Raw genomic sequence first — 22,054 nt, 5'->3', positions numbered from 1 at the left:
AGCGCGGTCTGCATAAGCGAAGCGCAGCTTCATACCTTCGCAGGTGGGTTTGCCACCGCGCTTGTGTCATCATGCTCCGACCGCCGGTGAGTCCTTTTTAAAGCCTTCTATGAACAAACCATACGCATTGCTGCTTGCCTTCGCCCTGCTCCAGGGCTGCCAGAGCCTGGCCCCGCAAAAGGCCGAGCCTCCCGTCGCCGAGGCCGACAAGAGCGAGGCGGAAAAACCCGTGGTGTATGGCTCGTTCAAGCAGGACACGCTCTACAGCCTGCTGGTGGCCGAACTGGCCGGCCAGCGCAACCGCTTCGACATCGCCCTGGCCAACTACACCGACCAGGCCGCGAAAACCCAGGACCCGGGGGTTTCCGAGCGCGCCTACCGCATTGCTGAATACCTCGGCGCCGACGAACCGGCACTGGACAACGCCCTGGTCTGGGCCCGCAACGACCCGCAGAACCTCGACGCCCAGCGCGCCGCCGCCATCCAGCTGGCCCGCGCCGGCCGCTATGACGACTCAATGACTTACATGGAAAAGGTCTTGCAGGGCCAAGGCGACACCCATTTCGATTTCCTCGCCCTGTCCGCCGCCGAAACCGACCAGAGCACCCGCGACGGCTTGCTGCAAAGCTTCGAACGCCTGCTGGTGAAGTACCCGGACAACAGCCAGCTGGTGTTCGGCAAGGCCCTGCTGCTGAACCAGGACGGCAAGGCCGAAGAAGCCTTGGAGTTACTCGAGTCGCACCCGCCGCAAAACGGCGAAGTCGCCCCGGTCCTGCTGCGCGCTCGCCTGCTGCAAGCCCTGGACCGCGGCCCGGAGGCCCTGCCACTGCTGCGCGGGGCGATTCGCGACAACCCGGACGACAAGCGCCTGCGCCTGACCTACGCGCGCACCCTGGTCGAACAGGACCGCATCGCCGATGCCAAGGGCGAGTTCCTCAGCCTGGTCCAGCAATACCCCGAGGACGACGAGCTGCGCTATTCGCTGGCGCTGGTGTGCCTGGAAAACAAGGACTGGGATGAAGCCGAGGGCTACCTGCAGGAGCTGATCGAACGCGACAGCAACGTCGACGCCGCGCACCTGAACCTGGGCCGCATCCGCGAAGAGCGCCACGACCCTGCAGGCGCCCTGCGTGAATACGCCCTGGTCGGCCCGGGCCCCGACTACCTGCCGGCGCAGCTGCGCCAGGCCGACATCCTGATTGCCAACGGCCGTGGTACCGAAGCCTCGCGCCTGCTCGCCGATGCCCGCGAATCCCAGCCGGACTACGCCATACAGCTGTTCCTGATCGAATCGGAAAGCTACAGCAACAACAACAAGGACGCCCAGGCCAGCCAGGTGCTGCAGCAAGCCATCCAGCGCTACCCGGACGACCTCAACCTGCTGTACACCCGTGCCATGCTGGCGGAAAAGCGTGACGACCTGCCGCAGATGGAAAAAGACCTGCGCGCCATCATCGCCCGCGAGCCGGAAAACGCCATGGCCCTGAACGCCCTCGGCTACACCCTGGCCGACCGCACCACCCGCTACAGCGAAGCCAAGGCGCTGATCGACAAGGCCCATCAGCTGACCCCGGATGACCCGGCGGTGCTCGACAGCCTGGGTTGGGTCAATTACCGCCTGGGCAACCTCGACGAGGCTGAAACCTACCTGCGCAAGGCTTTTGCCAGCTTCCCAGACCACGAAGTGGCCGCCCACCTGGGCGAAGTGCTATGGGCCAACGGCAAGCGCCGCGAAGCCCGCCAGGTCTGGGCCAAGGGCTTCGAAGCCCAGGCCGACAGCCCCATCCTGCGCAAGACCATCCTGCGCCTGACCGGATCCGAGACTCTCTAACGCCATGTTCCTGCGCCATTGCATTACCTTCACCCTGATCGCCCTGCTGGCCGGCTGTGCCGGCTTCGGTAGTCGCGAGGCCCTGCAGGGCCACGGCGACCCGCAGCAGTGGCGCGCCCATAAAGAGCAACTGAGCAGCCTCGATGGCTGGCAGATCAACGGCAAGGTCGGCATCCGTGCCCCGCGCGACTCCGGCAGCGGCACGCTGTTCTGGCTGCAACGCCAGGACTACTACGACATTCGCCTGGCCGGCCCGCTGGGCCGTGGCGCCGCTCGCCTGACCGGCCGCCCCGGCGGCGTGGTACTGGAAGTGGCCAACCAGGGCCGCTACGAGGCTCTCAGCCCCGAAGCCCTGCTGGAAGAACAACTGGGCTGGCAGTTGCCGGTCTCACACCTGGTCTGGTGGGTCCGCGGCCTGCCGGCCCCCGACAGCAAGAGCAAGCTGACCCTGGACGGCGACAGCCGCCTGGCCAGCCTCGACCAGGACGGCTGGCAGGTGCAATACCTGAGCTACACGGAACAGAACGGCTACTGGCTGCCCGAGCGTATGAAGCTGCACGGCAAGGACCTCGACGTGACACTGGTGGTCAAGGACTGGCAACCCCGCCAGCTGGGGCACTGATACATGCAGACCCTCACCCTGCCCGCTCCGGCCAAGCTCAACCTGTGGCTGCACATCATCGGCCGCCGTGCGGACGGCTATCACGAGCTGGAAACCGTGTTCCAGTTTCTCGATCACGGCGACGAACTGAGCTTTGCCGTGCGTGACGACGGCGTGATCCGCCTGCACACCGAGATCGAAGCAGTGCCGCATGACAGCAACCTGATCGTGCGTGCTGCGCGCAAGCTGCAGGAACAATCCGGCACGACGTTGGGCGCCGATATCTGGCTGACCAAGGTGCTGCCCATGGGCGGCGGCATCGGCGGCGGCAGCTCGGATGCCGCCACTACCCTGTTGGCCCTCGCCCACCTGTGGCAACTGGACTGGGACGAAGACCGCCTGGCCGCACTGGGCCTGAGCCTGGGCGCCGACGTACCGGTATTCGTGCGCGGCCACGCGGCATTCGCCCAGGGCGTGGGTGAACAATTGACCCCGGTTGACCCGGAAGAGCCCTGGTATGTCGTGCTTGTGCCGCAAGTGTCTGTCAGCACAGTAGAAATTTTTTCACATCCACAGTTGACACGTGATTCGCTCCCCCTTAAGATGCGCCCCGTTCCCGAGGGAAACAGTCGAAATGACTGCCAACCGGTGGTAGAGCAGAGTTACCCGGAAGTTCGCAATGCGTTGAATTCACTGGGTAAATTCACTGAGGCTCGACTGACCGGTACTGGAAGTTGTGTGTTTGGGGCCTTCCCAAGCAAAGCCGAAGCTGATAAAGTTCTGGCCCTTCTTTCAGCGACCCAAACAGGGTTTGTGGCGAAAGGAAGCAACGTTTCGATGTTGCATCGCAAGCTGCAAAGTCTGGTCAAGAAGTCGAGCGCATAAGCGTTCGCAGCAACAGATACAGGGGCGTCGCCAAGCGGTAAGGCAGCAGGTTTTGATCCTGCCATGCGTTGGTTCGAATCCAGCCGCCCCTGCCATTTTCCTTATACTCATCCAGGTTACCCTCAGCCTTCAGGTACTGCGCGTGTCCAAGATGATGGTCTTTACGGGGAACGCCAACCCCGATCTGGCTCGGCGTGTCGTACGTCAGCTGCATATCCCTCTCGGTGACGTTTCTGTCGGTAAGTTCTCCGACGGCGAGATCAGCACTGAGATCAATGAGAATGTCCGCGGTAAAGACGTCTTCATTATTCAGCCGACCTGTGCCCCGACCAACGATAACCTGATGGAACTGGTAGTGATGGCCGACGCCTTCCGCCGCTCCTCAGCATCCCGAATCACCGCCGTGATTCCTTACTTCGGATACGCCCGCCAGGACCGCCGTCCGCGTTCGGCACGTGTAGCCATCAGCGCCAAAGTCGTCGCTGACATGCTCACTGTCGTAGGTATCGACCGTGTACTCACCGTCGACCTGCACGCTGACCAGATCCAGGGTTTCTTCGATATCCCGGTCGACAACATCTACGGTTCGCCCGTACTGGTCGACGATATCGAGGACCAGCGTTTCGAGAACCTGATGATCGTCTCCCCGGACATCGGTGGTGTCGTGCGCGCACGTGCCGTCGCCAAGTCCCTGGGCGTCGACCTGGGTATCATCGACAAACGCCGCGAGAAGGCTAACCACTCCGAGGTCATGCACATCATCGGCGACGTCGAAGGGCGCACCTGCATCCTGGTAGACGACATGGTCGACACCGCCGGCACCCTGTGCCACGCGGCCAAAGCCCTGAAAGAACACGGCGCTGCCAAGGTTTACGCCTACTGCACGCACCCTGTCCTGTCGGGCCGCGCGATCGAGAACATCGAGAAGTCGGTACTGGACGAGCTGGTGGTGACCAACACCGTTCCGCTGTCCGCCGCTGCTCAAGCCTGTGACCGTATCCGCCAACTGGATATCGCACCGGTTGTCGCTGAAGCGGTCCGCCGCATCAGCAACGAAGAATCGATCAGCGCGATGTTCCGCTAAGCGGAACACACGCTGACGAAAAGCGCCCCGCCCCAACACTGGTTGTTGGGGCGGGGCTTTTTTGCCATCCCCGTTGGCGCTGGTCGCAAACGCCCTCGGGGGGCTACTTTGGAGAAACAAAATGACCGAATTCACTCTGAACGCCCAAGCGCGTACTGACCTGGGGAAAGGTGCGAGCCGCCGCCTGCGTCACTCCGCGAACATCCCAGCCGTTGTCTACGGTGGTAACCAGGACGCTCAGTCCCTGACCATCCTGGCCAAGGAAATCACCAAGCTGTTCGAAAACGAGGCTGCCTTCAGCCACGTTCTGGAACTGAACGTCGACGGCGCCAAGCAAAACGTCGTGGTCAAGGCTCTGCAGCGCCACCCGGCCAAAGGCTTCATCATGCACGCCGACTTCGTTCGCGTCGTTGCTGGCCAGAAACTGACCGCCAAGGTACCGGTTCACTTCATCAATGAAGAAGCCCCGGTCAAGAAAGGCGGCGAGATCTCCCACGTAGAAGCCGAGATCGAAGTTTCCTGCGAAGCCAAAGACCTGCCTGAGTTCATCGAAGTCGACCTGGCCAACGCTGAAATCGGCACCATCATCCACCTGTCGGACCTGAAAGCTCCGAAAGGCGTAGAGTTCGTAGCTCTGGCCCACGGTGATGACAAAGCTGTTGCCAACGTTCACGCTCCACGCGTTGCTCCAGAAGCAGAAGGCGCTGCCGAGTAATCCACTCGCGCGCCGGCGTTGATCGGGTTACAGTGCCGCGCGCCCTGTAACCCACCAACTCCAAGGAAGAGCCCCTGACGTGACCGCCATCCAGTTGATCGTCGGCCTGGGTAACCCCGGCCCCGAATACGAACAGACCCGGCATAACGCAGGGGCTCTTTTCGTTGAACGCATTGCCAGCGCCCAGCGCGTCTCGTTGACCGCTGACCGCAAATATTTCGGCCTGACGGCTAAGTTCAGCCATCAGGGCAACGACGTTCGTCTGCTCATCCCCACCACCTACATGAACCGTAGCGGCCAGTCCGTGGCGGCCTTGGCCAATTTCTTCCGCATCAAGCCGGAAGCGATCCTGGTGGCGCATGACGAACTCGACCTGCCCCCGGGCGTCGCCAAGCTCAAGCGCGGCGGTGGCCATGGTGGGCACAACGGCCTGCGCGACATCATCGCGCAGCTCGGCAACCAGAACGACTTCCACCGCCTGCGGCTTGGCATCGGCCACCCGGGCGACGCCAAACTGGTCTCCAACTTCGTCCTGGGCCGCGCGCCACGCGCCGAGCAGGAGAAGCTCGACGCCAGCATCGATTTTGCCCTCGGCGTGCTGCCGGACGTGCTTGCCGGCGACTTCGCCAAGGCGATGCGCGAGCTGCACAGCCAGAAGGCCTGATTTCCTTTAGAGAGGGGAATACCCATGGGTTTCAATTGCGGCATCGTCGGCCTGCCCAACGTCGGCAAGTCCACCCTGTTCAACGCCCTGACCAAGTCTGGCATCGCGGCGGAGAACTTCCCCTTCTGCACCATCGAGCCTAACAGCGGCATCGTGCCGATGCCCGATGCGCGCTTGAATGCACTGGCTGAAATCGTCAAGCCAAACCGCATCCTGCCGACCACCATGGAGTTCGTCGACATCGCCGGCCTGGTGGCTGGTGCCTCGAAAGGCGAAGGCCTGGGCAACAAGTTCCTCGCCAACATCCGCGAGACCGACGCCATTGCCCACGTGGTGCGCTGCTTCGAAGACGAGAACGTGATCCACGTTTCCAACAGCGTCGACCCCAAGCGTGACATCGAGATCATCGACCTCGAGCTGATCTTCGCCGACCTCGACAGCTGCGAGAAGCAGCTGCAGAAGGTTGCCCGCAACGCCAAGGGCGGCGACAAGGAAGCCCTGGCGCAGAAGGCCATCCTCGAACAGCTGATCCCGCACTTCACCGAAGGCAAGCCAGCGCGCAGCCTGATGAAGAACATGAGCGCCGAAGACAAGGCGGTCATCCGCGGCTTCCACCTGCTGACCAGCAAGCCGGTCATGTACATCGCCAACGTGGCCGAAGACGGCTTCGACAACAACCCGCACCTGGACGTGGTCAAGGCCATCGCCGAGGAAGAAGGCGCAGTAGTGGTGCCGGTGTGCAACAAGATCGAAGCGGAAATCGCCGAACTGGAAGACGGTGAAGAGAAGGATATGTTCCTCGAGGCCCTGGGCCTGGAAGAGCCTGGCCTGAACCGCGTTATCCGCGCCGGTTATGAGCTGCTGAACCTGCAGACCTACTTCACTGCCGGCGTGCAGGAAGTACGCGCCTGGACCGTACGCGTCGGTGCTACCGCACCACAGGCCGCTGGCGTGATCCACACCGACTTCGAAAAAGGTTTCATCCGCGCTGAAGTGGTGGCCTATGACGACTTCATCCAGTTCAAGGGTGAGAGCGGTGCCAAGGAAGCCGGTAAATGGCGTTTGGAAGGCAAGGACTACATCGTCAAGGACGGTGACGTGATGCACTTCCGCTTCAACGTCTAAGCGGTAATTTAGATCCTCGTAGATCTCGATGGACATCAAACCCCTTGAAGATAACAGCTTCAAGGGGTTTTTTATTGTCCAAGAACGCCCATCAGGAACATTGAGATCCATACCTTTACCGGGTACGCTTCCGGGTATAGCAACCCCATACCCAGCCCAGAAACCGGGTACACGAGCAGGAACCAGTCATGCCACTCACCGACACCCAGTGCCGTACCGCGAAGCCCAAGGAAAAACCCTACAAACTCACCGATGGCAATGGACTGTACCTAGAGGTAAAACCCAATGGCGTTAAGGCCTGGCGCTATCGGTTTGAGCTGAGCGATGGCAACACCAGGAAGGAAAGCGTTTTCGCCATTGGGGACTATGTGATTGTCGCGAAGGGGGAAACACCCGAGCAGGCACAGGAGCGGCGAAACGGACGTCGATTCACCCTATCAGAAGCTCGTGACGAACGCGTAAAAGCACGCTCACTTGTCGTGCAAGGAATCAATCCCGCCCATCACCGGCAATTAGAGCGGGTCAAGCGTGATCACGAGAGAACCATTACCTTTGAAGCGGTTGCCAACGAATGGCTGGCATTGAAGGACTGGGAGGAAATCACCAAGTCAAGGCGACTCAAGATGTTGGAGCGGGTCGTGTTCCCGAGAATCGGGGATATGCCCATCAAAGCCATTACATCCGCCCACATCCTTGACGTGCTGAAGGGAGCCGCACAGGACAATGGGCCATCGGTCGCCGCTGAAGCCAAGAGAACCATGTCTGGCGTTTTCGAACTGGCAATCTCTACCTTACGCGCCAACAGTGATCCCGTTCACCCTGTTCGCCGGGCACTGCCCACAAACAAAACCCAGCACAAGCGGCCGCTTTCTAAAGAAGAAATTGGCCAGCTTTTACGAGACGTAGAAACTCACGCTGGACGCCATGAAACCCTCTGTGCCTTCCGCCTGATGTGGTTGACTCTGTGCCGCCCAAATGAAGCGGTAGAGGCTCGATGGTCGGAGTTTGACCTGGGAAAGGCCATCTGGCGTATTCCTGCTGAGCGAATGAAAAAGCGGAAAGAACACACTGTTCCGCTCCCCGCCCAGGCAGTCAGAATGCTGCAGGCCCTTCACGGAATTACAGGTCAATACATACATGTATTTCCGCATCGAGACATGCGCACTCAGCCCATGGTGGCCGCCTCATTCCGTCAAATGCTCAAGACGTTAGGTTGGGGAGGCAAGTACAGCCCACACGCCACACGGACAACAGGGAGTACTAGGCTCAATGAAATGGGCTTTTCAGCAGACTGGATCGAAAGGCAACTGGCGCATACAGAACAGAATGCAGTCCGTCGCACCTACAACCACGCGGAATACTTGAATGACCGCACTAGGATGATGCAACAGTGGGCCGACATGCTGGACGCATGGGTAATGGCGGAAAAGAACGTCAATTGACACCAGGTAGGAGCACCTCGTTAAGTACGTCTCCGCCGCCTCCATCATGGCCAGGCCCTGAACCTTGCTCACAGGCAACTCGCCGGATTCAACCTAGTCGGTGATCCGACACAGGGCTGCCACTGCATCCCGTCAGCCTTCGTGCTAGAACTGGGATCCTCATGCCAGCACCACTTACAGGCATGAGAAGATCCAGATCAGGCCCTCAATTATCGGCCAACCTGCTACAGCGCAGGTCGAGTAGTTCAAACGTGCCGATCACCTGGTTCAATTTCGGCCAACGCCAAGAGGGCTTCCCACTTCTTCGGGACATAATTTTCGACCGCCCCCTCCTCTGAGTCTCAGGAACAATATCCGGTTACTTCTGCAGCTATAGCTCAAGCTGAAATTGGATCCAAAAATATTTCAGACCTATATCACCTCTGTGAACGCCCCACGGTATCAACTGCCGTCGGGGATTTGCCGTGCCGTTTCTGCCTCGGCACGCTCATCACTTGAGAGGATCTGCGTATGTATACCCCTTGCCCAAGCTGTAATTCAGGACGTGTCATCACGAAAAATCTCGGTAAACAAACGGGCGGATTAATTGGCGCTGCAGGCGGTGCAGCCAGTGGTGCCGCCGGTGCCCTGTCGGGTGCGGAAGCCGGCGCGGTACTGGGTGTAGTCGGTGGGCCGGTGGGCATTGCTATCGGCAGCATCGCTGGGGCGATTTTGGGTGGCCTGTTTGGCGGGGTCGCTGGCGGCATCGCCGGGGCCACGCTGGGCGAGCAGATCGACGACAAGGTGCTGGCCAATTACCAATGTCTGGAGTGCGGTTACAGCTTCAGCGCCAGCCGTTAAGCCTTTGTGAACATGCGTCGCTCGTTGATGAAGCGACGCTCTTTCCCCTTCATCTGTAAGGAATCATTCTCATGGCTCATCTCGTTGATACCATGGCCTACGCTGGCGCTACTCCCTGGCATGGCCTGGGCAACAACCTGCCCCGTAAACAACCTATTGAGGTCTGGCAGAGCGAAGCCGGCATGGACTGGCAGATTCTCGAAAGCCCGGTGCATTTCAAGTCGGACGCAGTCGGCCACCTGGGCACCATCCATTCTTTCCCCGAACAAAAAGTACTCTACCGCTCAGATACCAAGGCGCCGTTGTCGGTGGTCTCAAAGCGCTATCACACCGTACAACCCCGTGAGGTATTGGAGTTCTACCGCGACCTCACCGAGGTGTCCGGCTACGAGTTGGAAACCGCAGGCGTGCTTAAAGGCGGGCGCAAGTTCTGGGCGCTTGCACGTACCGGGCAAGGTGCAGTGCTCAAGGGTAACGATCAGGTCAACGGTTACCTCCTGCTCGCCACCTCCTGCGACGGCACCCTGGCCACTACCGCCACACCGACCACGGTGCGGGTGGTGTGCAACAACACCCTGACCATCGCCTTGGATGGCAGCAGCCGTGCCATCAAGGTGCCACACAACACTCGCTTTGACCCGGCGACGGTGAAAAAGCAGCTAGGCATCGCCGTCTCTGGCTGGGACGAGTTTATGTACCGCATGAGGGCTTTGGCTGAACGCAAGGTGCAGTGGCATGAGGCACTGGGTTTCTTCATGAACGTGCTTTGTGAAACCACTCCGACCGCTGCTCTGCCGGAGGTGCTGCCCAATGAGCGTGCCCTGCGCAAGGTTCAGGAACTGTACGAAGGGCGTGGCCGGGGTAGCCAGATTGACTCGGCACGCGGCACCGCCTGGGGTCTGCTCAACGCAGTGACCGAATATGTCGACCACGAACGCCGTGCGCGCAACAACGAGTACCGCCTGGACTCAGCCTGGTTCGGCCAAGGGGCGCAAATCAAGCAACGCGCTCTGGATGCCGCTCTGCAACTCGCCGCCTAACCCTAACTCACATCAACCCTTGCGCCCGGTCAGCCTTGTGCTGGTCGGGCGTTTTTATGTCTGCCGGTGAATACGATGAAAGCAACGTCATTGAACAGTAGCACCCGTAAGAAACGCACTGCCCTGCGCCTGGTCAGCACCAAGGAGCTGCCCCGCGAGGACTGGTTGCAGATCCGCAAGCAAGGCATCGGCAGTTCGGATGCCGCCGCTGCGGTGGGCCTGAATCCCTACAAGTCGCAGTTGGAACTGTGGCTGGAGAAGACCGGCCGCGACGCCAGCATGCCCAAGGCCGATCCTCAGGATGAGGAAAGCCCACTGTACTGGGGCAATGTACTGGAGCCCATCGTGGCCTGGCACTACAGCAAGCGCAGCCAGTACAAGGTCCGCCGCATCAACGCGGTGCTGCAGCATCCCGATCCGGCGCTGCCCTGGATGCTCGCCAATATCGACCGAGAGGTGATCGGCGCTCAAGAGGTGCAAATCCTCGAATGCAAGACCGCCGGCATAAACGGGGCACGCCTCTGGAAAGAGGGCGTGCCCGAATATGTGCAATTGCAGGTCATGCACCAGCTCGCGGTCACTGGCAAGCAGGCCGCTGATGTAGCCGTGCTGCTCGGTGGCCAGCATCTGGAAATCCATCGCATCACACGCGACGAGGCGCTGATTGCGCGGCTGATTGACCTGGAACGACTGTTCTGGGATTACGTCATCAGTGACACCCCGCCACCGGCCGATGGCACAGCATCTGCGGAAGCGGCATTACGCTGCCTCTATCCCGAGGATAACGGACAGACCTTGGACTTCAGCCAGCACCCGGCGCTGACCAGCACGTTCCTGGAGCTCAAGTCAGTTCGTCAGAACATTGCTCAGCAGGAAACGCGTGAAGCGCAGCTCAAGCAGATTCTGCAGCAGGCCATGGGGGAAGCCACCCGTGCAGAGTTTGCTGAGGGCTACATCAGCTGGAAGAAATCCAAGGACAGCATTGGTCTGGATGTCGAACAGATGCTCAAAGACAAGCCCTACCTGCAGGCTCGGTACCCCAAGGCCAAAGCAGGCACTCGTCGCTTCCTGCTCGCCTGAAACAACCTTCTCACCCTAGCCACCCGGACCGTTCACGTCCCGGTGGCTTTTGTATTTTCAGATCAAGGAGCACCACCATGCTCAAAGGTTTAGCCATCACTCCGCCGGTACTCGGGCGCATTTCCATCGGTAAGGTCGTCGAGAAAAACGGCAAGCGCCTGCCCGAGAAAGATGATCAGTTCACCATCACCTCGCAAGTCCAGAGCCGTGACGGCTGGTTACTGCATCCACTCAATGAGGAACTGCGCAATGGCCAGGATGGCAAGCTGCGCAGCATTCCGATCCGATTGCTGTTCAACGAACCGGACCTCAACTTTCGCGCAGACTACAGTCTGTTCGACCGTACCACCGGCAGACCGTTATGCGTCGGCAACGGTGAAACGTGCAAGCGTTTGACCAAGGACGGCATCCAGTCGCTGCCCTGCCCTTCACCCGATGGCTGCCCAATGGCCCAAGGCAATGCCTGTAAGCCTTACGGTCGGCTGAACGTGGTGATTGGCGATGACGACCCACTGGGCAGTTTTGTCTTCCGGACCACTGGATTCAACAGCATCCGCACCTTGGCAGCGCGCCTGCATTACCTGCAAGCCATCTCTGGCAATCGCCTGGCCTGCCTGCCATTGGAGCTGCGTCTGCGTGGCAAATCCACCCGTCAAAGCCACGGCACGCCGATATTCTACGTCGATATCACGGTGCGCAGTGGACTGCCCCTAGAAGAGGCCTTGCTCGCCGGCAAGCAACTGGAGGAAACCCGGCAAGCCTCGGGCTTCGACCAGAGCGCCTTGGATCACGCAGCCCGACAAGGTTTAAGCAATGGCGCTTTTGAAGATAGCGAGGAGGACTCTGGCGCAATAGTCGAGGAGTTCTTTCCCGCTGCTGAAACCCCACCCAGCAACGCAGAGGCCCAACCGGCAGCGCCGTCAAAGCCCTCACTGACTCAGAAGCTGGAGGCTCAGGCTATCGAGCACAGCACTAGGACTTCCGTTCAGTAACGCTCTGCTCAACCTCCCCAGCCTTCCTCATTCTTACAGGAATAGCATCATGAAATATCACAAGCTCAAAGCCGGTGAGGCGAGTGGCACCTACGTCATGGAATCACCCGTCACCGAGGCCGACATCCTGCGGATGGCACAACAACTGGCCATGAGTCGTTTGTCTAAAGGCCGGGCCTTGACTGAACCCAAGCAGGTCTTCAGCCACCTGCAAACACTGCTGCAGTACCACGAGTACGAAGTCTTTGCTCTGCTGCTTGATTCCAAACACAGGGTTATAGGCTTTAGAGAACTGTTCAGAGGCACGCTGGATGGGGCTAGTGTGTACCCGCGAGAAGTGGTGAAGATCGCCTTGGAGCATAACGCTGCAACCGTCATCATGGTTCACAATCATCCCTCCGGCGATCCAGAGCCCAGCCAAGCCGATCGTACCTTGACCACTACCCTTAAGAACGCTTTGAACATGGTCGGCACCCGCATATTGGATCATGTGGTGGTTGGCCATGAAGGCTGCGTGTCGTTGGCCGAACGAGGTCATCTCTAGCCGACTCCGCATAAAAGGTTGCTCCTGGGAATACCAGGAGCAATCTTCAGGACGGGAAATATTTTATTTTTTGTTCTGAAGTGACTACACATCAGCTGAGAAAGCCGGATCGGCAGCTGATATCGAAATTATGAACAGGCTTCCGGCCCCGAAAGCTGGCCGACGCTCTTGACCGACCGGTTGAAGGTACGCCCTTTGGATCTGGTTGGTGCCGATTAGTATATCCCTAGTTAGACAGATCAACGGCTGTCGATACTGGCTCCTCCACGATTCATTAAGCAGGTCAGTGTAGGTGAGCAGTTTTCCTACGAGCATTGCCTGCGTGAACCGCAGGCACTGCTCTCGGAGACTAGATATCTCCCATCTGCCGATCAAACGACTGGCGGATCAAACCCATCACATAGGGCAGTTCATCGTGGCTAGTGAAGACGACTTCAACGTCACCATTCCCCCAACGTCCGAGGTTCGTGACATCTCGGCACAGCCCCTTAGGATCATCAATCTCATGGAATGGCATGTTGAGCGACAGTAGCAGTCGCTTGGCTTGTGGCACCATATCGACAAAATTGGTTTCTGCCTTGTATGCAATATACAGCTTGAGCACGTCCTCCTTGACGCATGGGTCAAGCTCCAAAACCGCAGCACGAAGGCTTTCGAAAAGATCACGCACGGGGCCGGATGACAAATGCGAGTGATCATCAATGCTGTACTGGCTGCTAGTCGGCTGACTCGATGGGCGATATGCATCGAGAATGTCCGCAGCCAGCCGTGGAGCATCCCAGACCCTCTCAGCATCCTTGGCCAGACGCTCTGCTCGGTACCTGATTGCCGCCTCGTCCCATTTACCCACATTGCCAAGCCCCTGATTCAGCCTGAGCGGGCTGTATGCGAACCCTATGGGGTGTCCATCCCGGTCGGTAACCTGGTCGCGTTTGAACGCAAACGGATGATCGCGGTACTCACTGTTGTAACCCGTTAAGGTCAGATTACCGAGAGTATGCAGCCATCTCTCCTGGACAACCTTCCAATCCTCGCCAAGTTCAGCCTTCCAGGTCGGAGAAAGCTCGGGATTCTGCGGAAGAATGTGCTCGATGGTGTAGTCTTCAACGGCGACACGCTCTTTTCTTCCATGATTTTCAAGACGACGCAACCAGTAACTGCGGCTACGGAAGTTGTAGAGGTCTCGCTGCTTGAGCTCGCGCTGAAACTCTTCATCACTGGGGAAGCGGCGGTACGAAGGCAGCAGCATGAAGCTGGCCTGCACACTTTCCAGATAGCGGTCTTTCTTCAGGGTGCGCGAGAGACCTGCGAATGTCTTGTTCAGAGAGTTTGTCGGGATGGCACAGACTGCTCGGCGAAATACATAGCCTTCCACCAAGCGTATGACCTGGCACAACTCATCGGCACTCAGGGTGTTTGTCTTGTAATCATGGTAAGCATCCAGCAGGAACGGGTATGAAACATCGACCTTAAGTTCACGAAGATCATGGAGAGCCTGCTTGAGCTGCGAGTGGCTTTCCGCACCAAGCGCAATAGCGCAGTAATAGGTTGCATAGGCATGAATATCGGCAACCAGCGAAGAAACATCGTCTTTCAGGTTGCGGGCGTAGTTCTTGAATGCGACATAGACCTGGCGGACATTCGGAATATCGCCCATCTTGGTCGTCAGGTAATGCCGCATAAAGGCATCAAAGTGCTGGGTATAAGCCGCCTGGCCGAAGGCTTTTTCCATGGGGCGCCAATAGCTTTTATACAACTCCGTCTGCAGCGCAGGCTCCAGCCCCATTAGGATGTAGTTGCGAATCAGGTCGGCCTGACTGAGCTCCAGGCCGGTGGAGTTCATGCTTTCGAAAATCAGCTGCGGATTATCCTGACCACGATCAAGGGAGACATCGACGATGACCAGCTTCGCGAGCCCTTCACAGATCGCAACCAGTTCGGAACTATTCTGTCTCAGCAGGGACTGGAAAAGCTGAAAGTTCTCCTGAATGCGGGTGCTGCGCTCGGCAGGCATCGGCGCTTGCTTGAGGATTGCCAGCAGCGATTCCTTGTCGGTTTCCGAAAGAATCAGCTTGAAGTGACGGTCGCCGTCCTCATCGGGGTTGAGCAGATAGTAATTGCGCAGCTTCCTGGCCGAGAACGTCTCCAGCAGCTCATCAAGCGCCGTCAACTGATCATCAGGAAGACTCTCGATATGACTGGATAATGCAGCGATCAGCAGAGTACAGGTTGTCAGGCGCTGCTGCCCATCGATGACCAGCAATGCTTCCGGACTGGTGACCGACGACAGGGCGCGCTCGATGTACACGATGGAACCGATGAAATGGGCATTGACGGACTTCTCACGCCCGGCACGATGGATGTCCGACCACAGCTGACGGCACTGTTCTTCTGTCCAGGAATAGTTGCGCTGGTAAATCGGAATGACAAACTGCGGTGACTTGCGGAGAAACTTGAGCAGATTGGCTTCGGTCGCTTTCACGTCGTTCCCTCGGATATGCCTTTGCGGCCGGACCTCATCTTCAAAGTCCGCTCCGCGAACAGAAAACCCTTTGCTCCAGACACAGAAAGCACCTGGAGCACTGAGTCATTCGGGCCTATTGCTCAGCCCTACACCTTTCAGCTCACCACCGATACAGCTGCCTTTACCTCAAACCTCAGATAGTCCATCAATCGCTTCGCCTCGGCTACTTCGCTGTGCGGGATCAGCAGATACTTCCAGGGCTTGCCGCCGACGCTCTTTGCGTAGTCGGAGGCATGCTTGGCCCACTGTGCAGCAGCGGCAGCCTTGGCCTGCACTTCCTGGGTCTCCAGGTCGCTGGCAGCCTTGGTTTCGGCGAGGAAAATACAGCTGTCCGTCTCCACTACGAAGTCCGGCACATACTCCGGCTGCTCAGCACCGAGCTTGTAGAATATCTGGAACTGCCCCTTAGCCGGCTTAAGCCACTTCAGGGCTTCGCGCTCAAGGATCACGGCAAAGCGCCGCTCGGTGTCCGAATCGAACTTCTGCAGCGGGTACAGGCAGCGGGTGAAGCCGCCGAACAGCATCTGCTTGATCCGGCTAGTCTCGGTGACTGTTTCGCGCACGCGGTGTACCGGTTGGTTAGCCGCTACCGTGTAGTTGCAGGGCTTGAGCTCGGTGAAGCCGCGGCTGACCTTGACCTCGTAGCCGCTGGCCTCTTCCCAGAAGTGCTTGTGCATTTCTGCATGGATCAGGCGGGCCAGATCTGCACCGTGAGTATCGAGGATCTCGTGCAGCTCGCTTTCGACATAGTTCTGCTTCTGGTAGTGGGCCACCGCCTGCTCGGCCAGGTTGTAGAGCAGCTCGGCCTGAGTGAAATAATCCACGTCATCAAAGTCGATCAGCTTCTTAACGATATAGTCCTCCAGGCGCTTTTCGCGGATACCGCTTTCGCGGCTCAACGTGGACTGCTTGCTGGTGCGCAGCTCCTGCACAAGGAGCTCGCGCTGGCCCGGCTGGTAGTTGGGCAGATCGCCCAGCGTGAACGGGTGGTAACCCGAGGTTACCTCGCCGGTCGGCACTACCGTGATGCGCGGAATATCGATGGTCTTCTGCACCACCACTTCGGCGGTTTTGGCCACCACTTCATCCAGATTCAGCTCAGGTGCAGTCGCGTCCTGTCCTTCCAACAACGAGCCCTGCTGGGGCTTAAGGCGCTCGGCGACTTCGGCCTTGATCTGCTCCTGCACCTCCTTCTTAAGCAAATCCTTGCTGCTTGGCACCAGATCACGGCGAGTTTCGTACTGGCCGATGACCTCCATCACCACACGGGCGGCCTGCCTCTCTGCATCAGTGGTGAAAATCGGCGAAGGTTTTAGTGTTTCGGCGTTCGCGCCTGTACTGCTTGCCTCGCCAGACTCGCTCTCTTGCTCTGCAGCCGGCTGCGCTGTGCCTTCGCTCAGGCCGAGCACCGCATGCGCACCGGACTGCACCTGCACGCTGGTCTTGTTATCGTCCGCCTTGGGCGCATCGAGAATTACCTGCTTGAGGCGGATTGGCGAATCGCCGCGGTTGGCCTCGTCGATAATTTCCTGGAACTTGTCGTGAGCGACGATGTTCAGGCGATCCACGGCCTCCACTCCGGTGCGTTTGCCATAGGGCAGGCGCAGGCCGCGGCCGATTGACTGCTCGATCAGCGTGCGTGCATTGGCGGCCCGCAGCGGAACGATGGTGTACAGGTTGGTAACGTCCCAGCCCTCCTTGAGCATATTGACGTGGATGACGATCTCGGTCGGCTCATCCACGCTTTCCACGGCCAGCAGGCGGGTGATCATTTCCTCTTCATCCTTACCGCTCTTGCTGGAGTCGACCTGGATGGCCTTGCCGCGATAGCGCCCCTCGAAGAAGACATCCGATTCCAGCAACGCCAGCAGTTGTCCGGCATGGGCGGTGTCGCGAGCGATCACCAGCATGAAGGGCTTCACCACCCTGGCGTCGTTTTCGCGGGCGTAGGTCAGCAGCTCGGCCTTGGTCGCCTCGTGCAGGCGCACGCCGTCCTCCAGCTTGACCCGCTCCACTTCTTCCGGCGTATGCTGCCTGGCGTTGAAATCGCGTTGAGTGACCACGGCCGGTTCCTTGACGAAGCCGTCTTCGATGGCACGAGCCAGCGGGTAGTCCATCACGACGTTCTTGAACGGCACCGGCCCCTTGCTCGACTCCGTGAAGGGAGTAGCGGTCACTTCCAGGCCGAACAGCGGCTTGAGCTCGTTTATCGCCCGCATCCCGGCCTGGGCGCGGTAGCGGTGCGACTCATCCATCAGCAGCACCAGATCCTCCAGGTCGGACAGATGGTTGAAGTAGCTGTCACCCAGCACCTCGCGCATCCGTTTGATCCGCGGCTCCTTACCTCCGCGCACCTCAGAGCTGATCTTGGCGATGTTGAAGATATTAATGCGAACCTCGCCGAACAACTCACCACCGAGGATGTTCTGCTGGTCGTAATTGTCGCCAGTGATGACCCGCGGCACATTGATCGAGAACTCGCCGATGCCCTTGAATACGTACTTGGGCGTGTTCGGGGTGAAGTCGTTGATCAGCTTGTTGTAGATGGTCAGGTTCGGCGCGAGCACGAAGAAGTTGTTGATCTGGTGCTCAAGGTGCAGATAAGCAATGAAGGCGCCCATCAGCCGGGTCTTACCCACACCGGTGGCCAGCGAGAAGCACAGTGACGGGAAGTCGCGCTCGAAGTCTTCCAGGGTCGGGAACTGTGCCTTCAGGGTATCGAGGATCGCCCGCACGCTCTGCTGATGTTCCAGCAGCTCCGGCGCAGAGCCCAACGCCTGCACCAACTTGCTCAGCGACTCGGCCTGCGGCGGGCGCAGCGACAGGCGCCCGGAAACGTGATGTTGAATACGCGTACTGCTCATACTTTCTTCCTTTGTTCCTTGTAGCCGGCAGGCTTTGCGCGGCTTTCAGGCATCACGCCTCGTCTTCACCAAATAGCGCGGCTTGTGCCGGCTCAGCGACCTTGCTCTTTTTGCCTTCTTTCACTGGCTCGGGCGCGACAACGGGTTGCTCAGCCAGCGGCAGGTTGGCTACGTTCAGGCTGTAGTCGTCGTGGCCCCACTCACAGCGCGTCAGCACCATCTTGGGGATCTTTTTCAACGTCAGGTTCGGCCAGCGTGCTTCGGCCTGAGCAGCGTTCACGCCGTGGAAGGCGGCACAGCAAACCAGCAGGCTCTGCTCGGCCCCCACGTCATCGGCCAGTGCCTGTAACTGTTCGGTGGACAGGTTCTGGGTGGTGACGTAGATGAAATCGCGCTCGCTGGAATGACCGTGCATCCACCAGTGGGTTTCCGAGGGCCCATAGGTGAAGCCTTCCAGCTTAGCCAGTGCCTCGGCCAGCATGGCGGCGTTGTACTCCGGATTGATCACCGAATTGCCCCAGCGGTCATTGACGATCAGTGTGGGGGCCAGCTTGTAGTAGCGGAAGCCACCGCCGCCCTGCCAGTTGACCACCTTGCTGATACCTCCTTGGTCGGTTCCGTCGATAACCTTCTGCATACGCGGGGTAATACAAGTATCACAGTGCTCACCCAACTCGACCATGATCCAGCGGCGCCCCATCTTGTGCGCAACTGCGCCAGTGGTACCAGAGCCAGCGAAAGAGTCGAGTACAACATCTCCTGGGTTGGTCGCAATCGTTATAATTTGTGCAAGCAAGCGCTCAGGCTTGGGAGTATCAAAAGGGATCTCTCCCGGGAAAAGGGCTTGAATCTCTCGCTTAGCCTCTTGAGAGTGCCCTACATCAGTGTGTGGCCACCAAGTCCTGGGCACCAACCCCTCTTGGACTTCACTCAAAAACAACTTCACGGCCGGATTATTGTCGCCACTCTCACCAAAAACGATCCTACCCTCATCAACCATTCGCCAAAATTGGTCCTCTAGCATGCGCCAATGGCTTCCCTTCGGAGGGCGCACCTCTCTCCCTGACGGAGTTTTAATTGTGTACATAAGCCCATCATGACGTTCACCACCTGCGAATATTGGCCCCAGACGCCAAGCCCCCCGTGGATCACCATCAAGATTCTTATATTTACCGGCACTTTCCTCTCCACGAGGAAGAAGGTTTCGGACCTTCTTCCAATCCTGACCCATCGGGGAATACAGGAGAATATAGTTATGCGCAGGAGAAATTGCCGCAGCATTACTCCGACCATAAAAATTCTCCCAGACCATTGATGTAATAAATGCCTGACGTCCAAAAATCTCGTCACACAAGACCTTTAAGTAATGCCCTTCATTATCATCAATAGCGATCCATAAAGACCCATCCTCCGACAACAATCGTTGAATGATCTCCAGTCGATCCCGCATCAAGCCTAGCCAAATCGAATGCTCCAGCCCGTCGTCGTAATGGGTGAAGGCACTGCCGGTGTTGTACGGCGGATCGATGAACACACACTTCACCTTGCCGGAAAACTCCTGCTCCAGCGCCTTCAGAGCCAGGAGGTTGTCACCGAATATCAACCGGTTATCAAAGATATCGTTTTCCGTCATGCGATGACTGGAGTGATACGACTTCGCCGGATCTTCCAGCAGAATGCGCGGTTCCAGCTTGGGACGCTTGTCCTTGCCGATCCAGGTGAGTTCGAGTTTTTGCTTGCTCATTGTGGTGACACCTTAGTTCTTGTGCAGACCAAGCCTCTCGAAGAGCACGCGATTTCTCCGCGCTGCGTCTTTTATAAGCTTGTCATAGGAAATTATTTCAACGTATCCGTTGCCGCCTGTGAGCGTCTTAAAATAGCCTTCGCCGTCAATCGACTCGTGATAGTTCATGCGCATCTCTCGCTTTAGAGAAGGCGTTAAATCTGCAATCAAATAGCCAAAAAACCGAATGCCACGTGCGTTGATGGGTCTTCCATCCACGTCGTCTAGTTTGCTCTCTTGAATCTCGACAAACCTCTTGATGATCTGCTGGGCGGGATCCGTCTGATAGTCGTCACGGCCGGGGCGTTTGAACTCAATTACAACAATCGCCCCCGTGGAGTCCTCTTCTTCCCGTACACCAATGGGGGTGTCGTAGAAGAAGGCGCAGATGTCGGGCTCCTTGCCGGAAGTGTCTTCAAGGCCCTCGATCGATTTCAGTTTCTTATCTGAGGTGAGCAGCGTGTGATAACAAAGTCGTTCGTCAATCACCCAAAGGTTTTGCTGCTCAAAAAAAATATCCTTCGAAGTTACACCCATGGGGAAAAGCATCTTGTGCAAAACCCGTTCAAGGGGGTATTTGTTGTCCGAGCGTCGCTTCTTGAGGCTCAGTGACATCAGGTCAAGAATCGTCCGACGATGAGTGATGTACTTCGCAAGCTCAGCCTTGCCTAGCTCGTTAGCCTGTTCGGCGAGCGTTTGGAAGCGTTCGGCGTACTGTTCAAACGACTCACTCTCAAAGTAGGTGGCCGCATGACGCAGATCCTTGCGAACACTGTCTTCAACGTCCCGTTTGACATGCAAGAGCGCTTCATCCAGCTTCTCGTCTGACAAGCCAGGTTGAATCCTCTGCTCAATGATTTCTCGGTAGCGTGGATGAGTCAGCGCCCTGTACTCGGGCGCCTGTTCGACGAATTTTTCGATCTGGACGCGCTTTTCTTCATTGGTTGACTTCAGGTCGCCAGTGAGCAAGGGTCGCAATGCGCCGGTGATGCCCTGGTTCAAGGCGCGACGAGAGACAAGCGTCTGCTCCAACTCGGGCTCTTCATCGCTCTGGAACGCGATCCGCGTGCGCTCCTGGTTGGCGTGGTCGTCCAGATACTCCCCGGTCACTAGCACAATGAGGGTGTACGGCGACTGCTCGTCATCCAGAAACTTCTCTGGCAGCTCCGGCAGCAGATCACGCAGCTTGGTGGTGGTGACTTCACGCCCGTTGGCGCACAGGTTCAGCTCATGACGCGAACGGCCATCACGGTGTCGATAGGCCTGCAAGGCGAACGTGTGGCCGGACACATCGAAGAACTGCTCTTCAATGTGGGCCAGCACCGTCGACTGGAACAGTGCGTGCAGGTCAATCGGCGCGTGACCAGGTAATTCCAGCGTCATCGGCGGGCAGGAGCGGGCCGCAAAACGGATCAAGAAATGCGTTATCACGCGCTCGGCAATCATCTCGGGCTGTGTGGGCCACCCAGCGCGATACTTCTCGTTCATGCCCCGCAGAGAAGTCGTCGTGCCTGGGGTCAGTTTGACCTCGGTCGTGACATCCGCGCCCTTAAGCTCATCTTCGATGCTAAAGTCGAACTCACGCAGCAAGGCTTGCCGCTCGCGCTTGAAGACGCTGCGAATGCGGACGGATGAGAACACTTTCAGAAAGGTAAAACGGCCAACACCTCGCCCACCAAGCTTCACCTTTGACAGCGTGTGGGCCTCTTTAAAAGAGGCCAGATTTTTGTCATTGAAGCCGACGCCGTCGTCAATGACATCGAAGCCGTCTACGATCAGCGTCCCGTCTCCGGCCTGGTGGGCGAGATCATGGGAAGCAACCAGACGAATACGAATCGAGTGGTTGCTAAAGCCGTCTTGATGCTCTTCGATAGCATCGACGGCATTAGAAATGGCCTCATAGAGAGGCATCATGGCCTTGGCCTGGGAAAGCTCCAGCCGGTCTACCAGACCTTTAATGTTAGCTTGCACTACTGATTTTCTCCCTGGCGTGACGCCTCACTATCAGCACCCAGCTTGAAAATATGCGCAGGCCCAAAT

Annotated in this window: 17 protein-coding genes and 1 tRNA gene; 14 read left to right on the top strand and 4 right to left on the bottom strand. The window is 58.3% G+C overall.

The window, feature by feature from the left end:
- The first annotated feature begins 109 nt into the window (after positions 1–109).
- From GYA95_RS00170 to radC, 14 genes are all read left to right on the top strand, one after another.
- On the top strand, positions 110–1,831 hold the full coding sequence (locus GYA95_RS00170; protein ID WP_015268937.1) for a tetratricopeptide repeat protein: 1,722 nt from the start codon (positions 110–112) through the stop codon (positions 1,829–1,831).
- A 4-nt stretch (positions 1,832–1,835) separates the two neighbouring features.
- The gene (gene lolB, locus GYA95_RS00165; RefSeq protein ID WP_013970898.1) at positions 1,836–2,453 is read left to right on the top strand and encodes a lipoprotein insertase outer membrane protein LolB; all 618 of its coding nucleotides are present in this window, start codon (positions 1,836–1,838) and stop codon (positions 2,451–2,453) included.
- A 3-nt stretch (positions 2,454–2,456) separates the two neighbouring features.
- Entirely contained in the window at positions 2,457–3,317 is an 861-nt protein-coding gene (gene ispE, locus GYA95_RS00160; protein WP_013970897.1) for a 4-(cytidine 5'-diphospho)-2-C-methyl-D-erythritol kinase, read from the top strand.
- Positions 3,318–3,337: 20 nt separating this feature from the next.
- Positions 3,338–3,412: transfer RNA gene (locus GYA95_RS00155), tRNA-Gln, on the top strand.
- A 47-nt stretch (positions 3,413–3,459) separates the two neighbouring features.
- The gene (locus tag GYA95_RS00150) at positions 3,460–4,401 is read left to right on the top strand and encodes a ribose-phosphate pyrophosphokinase (protein WP_003247410.1); all 942 of its coding nucleotides are present in this window, start codon (positions 3,460–3,462) and stop codon (positions 4,399–4,401) included.
- 121 nt (positions 4,402–4,522) lie between these two features.
- The gene (locus tag GYA95_RS00145; RefSeq protein ID WP_013970896.1) at positions 4,523–5,116 is read left to right on the top strand and encodes a 50S ribosomal protein L25/general stress protein Ctc; all 594 of its coding nucleotides are present in this window, start codon (positions 4,523–4,525) and stop codon (positions 5,114–5,116) included.
- Between the two features lie 79 nt (positions 5,117–5,195).
- Positions 5,196–5,780: an aminoacyl-tRNA hydrolase gene (gene pth / locus GYA95_RS00140; RefSeq protein ID WP_008099045.1), complete on the top strand. Its 585-nt coding sequence runs from the start codon at positions 5,196–5,198 to the stop codon at positions 5,778–5,780.
- A gap of 24 nt (positions 5,781–5,804) precedes the next feature.
- Entirely contained in the window at positions 5,805–6,905 is a 1,101-nt protein-coding gene (ychF, locus tag GYA95_RS00135; protein WP_013970895.1) for a redox-regulated ATPase YchF, read from the top strand.
- 188 nt (positions 6,906–7,093) lie between these two features.
- Complete coding sequence (locus tag GYA95_RS00130; RefSeq protein ID WP_003151687.1) at positions 7,094–8,347, top strand: tyrosine-type recombinase/integrase; 1,254 nt, start codon at positions 7,094–7,096, stop codon at positions 8,345–8,347.
- A 510-nt stretch (positions 8,348–8,857) separates the two neighbouring features.
- Positions 8,858–9,187: a hypothetical protein gene (locus GYA95_RS00125; RefSeq protein WP_023442928.1), complete on the top strand. Its 330-nt coding sequence runs from the start codon at positions 8,858–8,860 to the stop codon at positions 9,185–9,187.
- A 71-nt stretch (positions 9,188–9,258) separates the two neighbouring features.
- Positions 9,259–10,227 (top strand): DUF932 domain-containing protein, encoded by a 969-nt coding sequence (locus GYA95_RS00120; RefSeq protein WP_003151691.1) that lies wholly within the window; start codon positions 9,259–9,261, stop codon positions 10,225–10,227.
- A 75-nt stretch (positions 10,228–10,302) separates the two neighbouring features.
- Positions 10,303–11,307 (top strand): YqaJ viral recombinase family nuclease, encoded by a 1,005-nt coding sequence (locus GYA95_RS00115; RefSeq protein WP_023442929.1) that lies wholly within the window; start codon positions 10,303–10,305, stop codon positions 11,305–11,307.
- A 77-nt stretch (positions 11,308–11,384) separates the two neighbouring features.
- Entirely contained in the window at positions 11,385–12,299 is a 915-nt protein-coding gene (locus tag GYA95_RS00110) for a recombination directionality factor (protein ID WP_003151694.1), read from the top strand.
- A 49-nt stretch (positions 12,300–12,348) separates the two neighbouring features.
- Positions 12,349–12,843, top strand: coding sequence for a RadC family protein (radC, locus tag GYA95_RS00105; protein WP_003151696.1), 495 nt, complete (start codon positions 12,349–12,351; stop codon positions 12,841–12,843).
- A 349-nt stretch (positions 12,844–13,192) separates the two neighbouring features.
- On the opposite strand, the gene GYA95_RS00100 is transcribed toward radC, so the two are convergent.
- The 4 genes from GYA95_RS00100 to GYA95_RS00085 form a co-directional block, all read right to left on the bottom strand.
- On the bottom strand, positions 13,193–15,325 hold the full coding sequence (locus GYA95_RS00100; protein ID WP_058162723.1) for a GmrSD restriction endonuclease domain-containing protein: 2,133 nt from the start codon (positions 15,323–15,325) through the stop codon (positions 13,193–13,195).
- A 137-nt stretch (positions 15,326–15,462) separates the two neighbouring features.
- Positions 15,463–18,231: a DEAD/DEAH box helicase gene (locus tag GYA95_RS00095; RefSeq protein ID WP_003151700.1), complete on the bottom strand. Its 2,769-nt coding sequence runs from the start codon at positions 18,229–18,231 to the stop codon at positions 15,463–15,465.
- 52 nt (positions 18,232–18,283) lie between these two features.
- Positions 18,284–19,975, bottom strand: coding sequence for a site-specific DNA-methyltransferase (locus tag GYA95_RS00090; RefSeq protein WP_003151701.1), 1,692 nt, complete (start codon positions 19,973–19,975; stop codon positions 18,284–18,286).
- Between the two features lie 12 nt (positions 19,976–19,987).
- Positions 19,988–21,985, bottom strand: coding sequence for an ATP-binding protein (locus GYA95_RS00085; protein WP_058162724.1), 1,998 nt, complete (start codon positions 21,983–21,985; stop codon positions 19,988–19,990).
- Positions 21,986–22,054: the final 69 nt, after the last annotated feature.

Source organism: Pseudomonas asiatica (assembly GCF_009932335.1).
In the GTDB taxonomy this organism is placed as follows: domain Bacteria; phylum Pseudomonadota; class Gammaproteobacteria; order Pseudomonadales; family Pseudomonadaceae; genus Aquipseudomonas; species Aquipseudomonas asiatica.
Note: the sequence above shows the minus strand (reverse complement) of the source record. Positions and strands in the feature narration are given on the sequence as shown.